The organism is Streptomyces sp. NPDC037288, from assembly GCF_055603265.1.
The window spans coordinates 155,334-162,299 of sequence record NZ_JBVJVY010000014.1 but is presented as its reverse complement, the minus strand read 5'-3'; the positions used below and the strand labels follow the sequence as shown (position 1 = coordinate 162,299).

The 6,966-nt window shown below is 71.6% G+C and carries 6 protein-coding genes; 5 read left to right on the top strand and 1 reads right to left on the bottom strand.

Annotated elements, in window-relative coordinates; translation table 11 throughout:
* Nucleotides 1-111 precede the first annotated feature (111 nt).
* On the bottom strand, nt 112-1,263 hold the full coding sequence (locus ACZ7GZ_RS18805) for a glutathione-independent formaldehyde dehydrogenase (protein ID WP_471025324.1): 1,152 nt from the start codon (nt 1,261-1,263) through the stop codon (nt 112-114).
* A gap of 117 nt (nt 1,264-1,380) precedes the next feature.
* Between ACZ7GZ_RS18805 and ACZ7GZ_RS18800 the strand changes: the two genes are divergently transcribed.
* The 5 genes from ACZ7GZ_RS18800 to ACZ7GZ_RS18780 all read left to right on the top strand — a co-directional run bounded on the left by ACZ7GZ_RS18800 (nt 1,381) and on the right by ACZ7GZ_RS18780 (nt 6,851).
* Entirely contained in the window at nt 1,381-1,623 is a 243-nt protein-coding gene (locus tag ACZ7GZ_RS18800; protein WP_471025387.1) for a hypothetical protein, read from the top strand.
* 100 nt (nt 1,624-1,723) lie between these two features.
* Nucleotides 1,724-2,908 carry an elongation factor Tu gene (gene tuf / locus ACZ7GZ_RS18795; protein WP_471025322.1) on the top strand — a complete coding sequence of 395 codons (1,185 nt, stop codon included), beginning with the start codon at nt 1,724-1,726 and terminating at the stop codon, nt 2,906-2,908.
* A gap of 32 nt (nt 2,909-2,940) precedes the next feature.
* A complete protein-coding gene (locus ACZ7GZ_RS18790; RefSeq protein ID WP_471025320.1) occupies nt 2,941-3,786 on the top strand; it encodes a spermidine synthase in 846 nt (281 codons plus the stop codon).
* Between the two features lie 156 nt (nt 3,787-3,942).
* Nucleotides 3,943-4,161 (top strand): hypothetical protein, encoded by a 219-nt coding sequence (locus ACZ7GZ_RS18785; protein ID WP_471025318.1) that lies wholly within the window; start codon nt 3,943-3,945, stop codon nt 4,159-4,161.
* Between the two features lie 284 nt (nt 4,162-4,445).
* On the top strand, nt 4,446-6,851 hold the full coding sequence (locus ACZ7GZ_RS18780; RefSeq protein WP_471025316.1) for a discoidin domain-containing protein: 2,406 nt from the start codon (nt 4,446-4,448) through the stop codon (nt 6,849-6,851).
* The last annotated feature ends 115 nt before the right edge of the window (nt 6,852-6,966 follow it).

Below are 6,966 nucleotides of genomic sequence, written 5' to 3'. Positions count from 1 at the left end.
CGGGGCACGCATGTAGCACGCGAAGAGCAGCGGCGGGTCCCTCCCCCCCCCCCTCCCCCCCCCCCCCTCCCCCCCCCCCCCCCCCCCCCCCCCCCCCCCGTCACTCGTCCCTCACGCGGCGAGCGCGTGGCCGGGGTGGAGTACCACCTTGGTGTAGCCCTCGATCCGCTTGTCGAACTTCTCGTACGCCTGGGGCGCCTGGTCCAGCGGCAGCTCGTGGGAGACCACGAAACTGGGCTTGGCGCGCCCGGCGATGATCAGGTCGCGCAGCTGGCGGTTGTACCGCTTGACGTTGCACTGACCCGTGCCCATCTGCTGGCCCTTCTCGAACATCTTGCCGATGGAGACCAGCAGCTGTCCGTGCTTGGCGTGCTCGTCGGGCCCGCCGGGGTCGGAGGGCACGTACAGACCCGGTACGCCGAGCATGCCCGTCGGCCGTACCGTCATGACCAGTTCGTTGAGGACGATGGCCGGTTCCTCGTGGCTGGCGTCGTGTGCCTGGGCCTGGTAGCCGACGGCGTCGACGCCCTTGTCGGTTCCCTCACCTCCGGTCTGTTCCTTGATCTGCTCGGCCGGGTCGCCCTTGGTGAAGTCGATGGGGATGGCTCCGATCTCCTCCGCCTTGGCGAGCCGCTCGGGCACCCGGTCCACCGAGAAGACCTTCGCCGCACCGCGCAGCAGCGCCGAGTAGGCGGCCATCAGACCCACCGGTCCGGCGCCGTAGACGGCCACGCTCTCACCGGGGGTCACCTGGGCGAGTTCGCACCCGTGGTAGCCGGTCGGGAAGATGTCGGCGAGCAGCACGAAGTCGGTCTCGAACTCCTCGCCCGGCGGCAGCTTCAGGCAGTTGAAGTCGGCGTACGGCACCCGGAGCAGCTCGGCCTGGCCGCCGATGAACGGGCCCATCGCCACATAGCCGTAGGCCCCGCCGGCGAATCCGGGGTTGACCGTCAGGCAGAAGCCGGTCCTCCCGGCGAGGCAGTTCTTGCAGAATCCGCAGGCGACGTTGAAGGGCATCACGACGCGGTCACCCTCGGACAGGGAGGTCACACCGCTGCCGACCTCCTCGATGATGCCGAGGTTCTCGTGTCCGAAGACGATGCCCGACTGGGCCGCCGTGCGGCCCTCGTACATGTGCAGGTCCGAGCCGCATATGGCGGTCGAGGTGACCCGTACGAGCACATCGTTGGGATGCTGGATCTGAGGGTCCTGGACGTCCTTCACCGCCACACTGAAGGGCTCTTCGTAGACGACCGCTTTCACGTCTGTCACCTCCGCGTCGAGCGCTGGACGGCGGCGGAGGGGAGGGGCCGCTGCCGAGGGGACGCACGCGCGGGGGACGAACCCGGGGGCGCGGGCCTCGGACTGTGCCGTGACCCCATGTGCCCGCTTCACCGCCGGTACTTCCAGATAACGCCCGCACGGGAGGGGGTGCAACCCGCGTCGGCGGGGGCGCCGCGCCACCCTGCGGCGGCGGAAAACCATTCGACGCCGGACCTGCCGTCGACGATGATCGACGGCATGTCCCGGTACGCCTTCCTCCTCGCAGCATCCGCCGTCGCGGATGCGCCGAAGGCTGCCGTCCCGATCCTCGCGGCCGCTGTCGACGGCGCCCGAAGCTGACCCTCTCCGGAACGTCCGGCGGACCCCGCAGGGGGAGGGTCGGCCCGTCCCGTGGGGTCCCGTATTCCCTTACGACCAGCAGAGGGTTCGAGGTACAGCCATGTCCAAAACGGCCTACGTGCGCACCAAGCCGCACCTGAACATCGGCACGATGGGACACGTCGACCACGGCAAGACCACCCTGACCGCCGCCATCACCAAGGTCCTCGCCGAGCGCGGCGCCGGCAGCACCACCCGGTACGTCTCGTTCGACCGCATCGACCGCGCCCCGGAGGAGGCCGCCCGCGGCATCACCATCAACATCGCGCACGTCGAGTACGAGACCGACACCCGGCACTACGCCCACGTGGACATGCCGGGCCACGCCGACTACGTCAAGAACATGGTCACCGGAGCCGCGCAGCTCGACGGGGCGATCCTCGTCGTCTCCGCGCTCGACGGGATCATGCCGCAGACCGCGGAACACGTGCTGCTCGCCCGGCAGGTGGGTGTCGACCACATCGTCGTCGCGCTCAACAAGGCCGACGGCACGGACGACGGGGAACTCATCGACCTCGTCGAGCTCGAGGTCCGCGACCTGCTCACGGCCCAGGGCTACCCCGGCGACTCCGTACCCGTCGTACGGGTCTCGGGTCTCAGGGCGCTGGAGGGCGACCCGCGCTGGACGGCGTCCGTCGAGGCGCTGCTCGACGCGGTGGACACGTACGTGCCCTTGCCGGAGCGGTACCTGGACGCGCCGTTCCTGCTCCCCGTGGAGAACGTGCTCACCATCACCGGGCGGGGCACGGTCGTCACGGGCGCGGTGGAGCGGGGGACGCTGCGCCTGGGGGACCGGGTGGCGGTGCTCGGCGCCGGTGTGGAGAGCGTCGTCACCGGGCTGGAGACCTTCGGCAAGCCGATGGACGAGGCACAGGCCGGGGACAACGTGGCGGTGCTGCTGCGCGGGGTGGCGCGGGACGCCGTGCGGCGCGGGCACGTCCTGGCGGCACCCGGGAGTGTGGTGCCGGCCCGGCGGTTCTCCGCGCGGGTGTATCTGCTGTCGGGCCGCGAGGGGGGCCGTACGACGCCGGTCGCGAGCGGGTACCGGCCGCAGTTCTACATCCGTACGGCGGATGTGGTGGGGGACGTCGACCTCGGGGAGGTGGGGGTCGCCCGGCCGGGGGAGACGGTGACCATGAGCGTCGAGCTGGGTCGGGAGGTTCCGCTGGAGCCGGGGCTCGGGTTCGCCGTCCGGGAGGGCGGCCGGACGGTGGGCGCGGGAACGGTCGACTCCGTCGGTGCGTAGGGGTTCGGTCTCGTACCGGTGACAATGGGTGCGTGAGTGAAGCCATACCCGTCACCCGGACCACCGATCACGGCACCGCCAAGCTGATGCCCGACGTCGACCGGGCGCGGGCCTGGCTGCTGACGGTCGACGGAGCGCCGCAGTCGTACGTCGATCTCGATGAGCCGGCGCATCTGGAGTTCGAGTACGCGCGGCGGCTCGGGCATGTGCTGGACACCGTGGCCGAGGCGGGGCGGGCGCTGGACGTGGTGCACCTCGGCGGGGGCGCGCTCACGCTGCCCAGGTATGTGGCGGCCACCCGGCCGGGCTCGCGGCAGAACGTCGTCGAGGCCGACCGGGGGCTGCTGGAGCTGGTCGCCGAGCACCTGCCGCTGCCGGAGGGCTCGGACATCGCGCTGCACGCGGGCGATGCCCGGGCCTGGCTGGAGGCGGCCCCGGACGACCACGCCGATGTGCTGGTCGCCGACGTGTTCGGCGGGTCCCGGGTGCCCGCGCACCTCACCACGCTCGCCTACGTTCGGGAGGCCGATCGGGTGCTGCGGCCCGGTGGGGTCTATCTGGCCAATCTCGCCGACGCGGCGCCGTTCACGTTCCTGCGCTCCCAACTGGCCACCCTCACGGCCGTCTTCGAGGAGCTCGCCCTGATCGCCGAGCCCGCCGTGCTGCGCGGCCGGCGGTTCGGGAACGCGGTGCTGGTGGCCGCGCACCGGCCCCTCGACACCGCCGCCCTGGCCCGTCGTACCGCGGCGGACGCCTTTCCGGCCCGGGTCGAACACGGCGCGGCCATAAGGGAGTTCACCGGTTCCGCGCGACCGGTCGAGGACGCCGACGCCGTGCCGTCACCCGAGCCGCCCGACGGGGCGTTCGGCATCGGCTGACGCGGTCACCGAAACGGTGCTCCCCCAGTCGGCTGCGCTCGGCGGGACGTTGGTGGCGAGGACGTGCATGGTGAGTCCATGAACACTGCACAGCCGAACCCGGCCCCGTACCCCCGACTCCTTGCCCGCATACCGCGAATATGCGCGGTGAGTGCCGTGAGCGCCCTCCTGGGCGTCGCCTGCCTCGCAGGCACGGCGAACGCCGCAGCGGCCTCGCCCCCCGCCCCGCACGCCGCCGCACAGGCGACAGGCGGGGCGGCGGCGGCCCCGGCCGACGCCCACCGCGCCCCCGAAGCCCGTCCTGGTGGCGGCGACTACGGCGACGACTACGGCGACGACGAATGCGACGGTCTCATCATCCTCCTCTGCATCTGACGGATCCCGGCGGCACTTCGGACCGCGTCCCGCCCCGCCGAGGACACCAACGGGGCGGGACGCCCCACGTCTTCTCCAGGCCGACGTCTTGCGACCCGTTTCCCACCGCTCGGAGAGGCGTCATGAAAGGTGCGCCAGGCAGGCCGCGGGGGCTCACGTCACGAGCCACCGGCCTCGTTCTCCTGGTCTGTGCGGCAGCGGCTCTCGGGCTGATACGGCCGGAGCCGGCCCTCGCGCATCGCGCGGAAGTCGTACGAGGCACCGACCCGCACCCCGACGGGCACATGCCGATGCCCCCGGAGGTCCATGGCGAGGTCGTTCCCGAGGAGGCCATGCTGCCCCCCGCTCCCACCCTGCCGCGAGAGGGGTGGACCGCCACCGCCGACAGCGAGGAGACGCAGGCGGGTGACGAGGGTGCCCAGAAGGTGCTGGACGGCGACCCTGGCACCCTGTGGCACACCCAGTGGTCCGGTGACGAGCCCCCGCGGCCGCACAGCATCACCATCGACATGCACCGCACCGCCGTCGTCTCGGGCCTGGTCTACCAGCCGCGCCAGGACGGCAGCCCCAACGGCCGGATCGGCGAGTACGCGCTCTCGCTGAGCGGCGACGGCACGGCCTGGGGAAAGCCCGTGGCCACGGGAACGCTGGCCGACGACGCGACCACCAAGACCCTGCGCTTCGCCGCCGCCCGCGCCCGCTACGTGCGGCTGACCGCCACCTCCGAGGCCGGTGGGCGCGGACCGTGGGCCTCGGCGGCGGAGATCAACCTGCTCGGCGACCCGGGCGGGCCCGCACCCGGTGCCGATCTGCCGCGCGACGGGTGGACCGCCACCGCCTCCAGCGAGGAGACCCAGGACGCCGATGACCGCGCCCGGAACGTGCTGGACGGCGACTCGGGCACGCTGTGGCACACCCAGTGGACCGGTACGGTCCCACCGCTGCCGCACAGCATCACCATCGACATGCACCGCACCACGGTCGTCTCGGGTCTCAGCTACGAGCCGCGTACGGACGACAGCCCCAACGGCCGGATAGGCCAGTACTCCGTCACCACCAGCCTGAACGGCACCGCCTTCGGACAGCCCGTGGCGACCGGGACCTGGACGGACGACGACACCGTCAAGGGCGCCACGTTCAGCCAACCCGTCAGTGCCCGCTACGTCCGGCTGACCGCGATCACCGAGGCCGGTGGGCGCGGACCGTGGACCGCGGCGGCCGAACTGCGCCTGAGCGGCCCGGCCGACCCCGCCGTGCACGGCCGGTGGAGCCCCCTGATCGGCTTCCCGCTGGTGCCGGTGGCCAGCGCCGTACTGCCCAACAACAAACTCCTGGCCTGGTCCGCCTACGCCCCCGACCGCTTCGGCGGAAGCAACGGCTACACCCAGACCGCCATCATGGACCTGGCCACCGGCAAGATCACTCAGCGCCGCGTGGACAACACCAGGCACGACATGTTCTGTCCGGGCGTCGCGCTCCTTTCCGACGGCCGCGTCATGGTCACCGGCGGCAGCAACGCCGAGCGTGCCAGCATCTACGACCCCGCCGCCGACAAGTGGACCTCCACCGGCGACATGAACATCGCGCGCGGCTACCAGGGCATGACCCTGCTCCCCAACGGGGACGCGTTCGTCATCGGCGGCTCCTGGCAGCAGGACAACGCCCCGGACAAGGGCGGCGAGGTGTGGTCGGCCGCCGCCGGCACCTGGCGCAAGCTGCCCGGCGTACCGGTCACGCCCATCCTGACCGCCGATCCGGCGGGCCCCTACCGGGCGGACAACCACGCATGGCTGTACGCCATGTCCAAGGGCCGCATCCTGCAACTCGGCCCCAGCAAGCAGCTCAACTGGATAACCACCGACGGCGACGGCAGCATCACCCCGGCCGGCACCCGCGCCGACGGCGTCGACGCGATGAACGGCGACGCCGTCGCCTACGACGTGGGCAAGCTCCTCACCCTGGGCGGCGCCACGGCCTACGAGAACGCGACAGCGACCAACCGCGCCTACACCGTCGACGCGAACGGCAGCAACGGCAAGCCCGTCAGCGCAAGTACCGGCGACATGTCCTACGCCCGCTCCTTCGGTAACAGCGTCGTCCTGCCCGACGGCAAGGTCGCGGTCTTCGGCGGGCAGTCCTATGCCAAGCCCTTCAGCGACGGCCACTCCGCCCTGACCCCCGAGACCTGGGACCCCGCCACCGGCCGCTTCACACCCCTGGCGTCCATGGCGGTCCCGCGCAACTACCACAGCGTCGCCAACCTGCTGCCCGACGGACGCGTCTTCACCGGAGGCGGTGGCCTGTGCGGCGACTGCCAGACCAACCACGCCGACGGGGCGATCTTCACCCCGCCCTCCCTCCTCAACACCGACGGCACCGAGAAACCCCGGCCCCGCTTCGTCGGCGACATACCCGCCAAGGTCGCATACGGGCAGCAGCTGAAGGTGACGACCGACGTGCCCGTCGACAAGTTCGCCCTGATCCGGGCCGGAGCCTCGACGCACTCCGTTGACAACGACCAGCGCCGCATACCGCTGACGCCCCGTAAGACCGGAACCAGCAGCTACCAACTGACCGTCCCGGCCGACTCCGGCGTGGCACTCCCCGGCACGTACATGCTCTTCGCGCTCGACGTACACGGCGTGCCCAGCACAGCCGCGATACTCACCGTCAACTCCGCCGGCAGGTGAGGGGTTCGGGGGGGGCGGGGGGGGGGGGGGGAACAACCCCCTCCCCGGTGGTTTGATTCCCTTCCACCTGACAGTGATGTGGGGGTTTCCGGCAGGCGAAGAGGGGAGAGGAAAA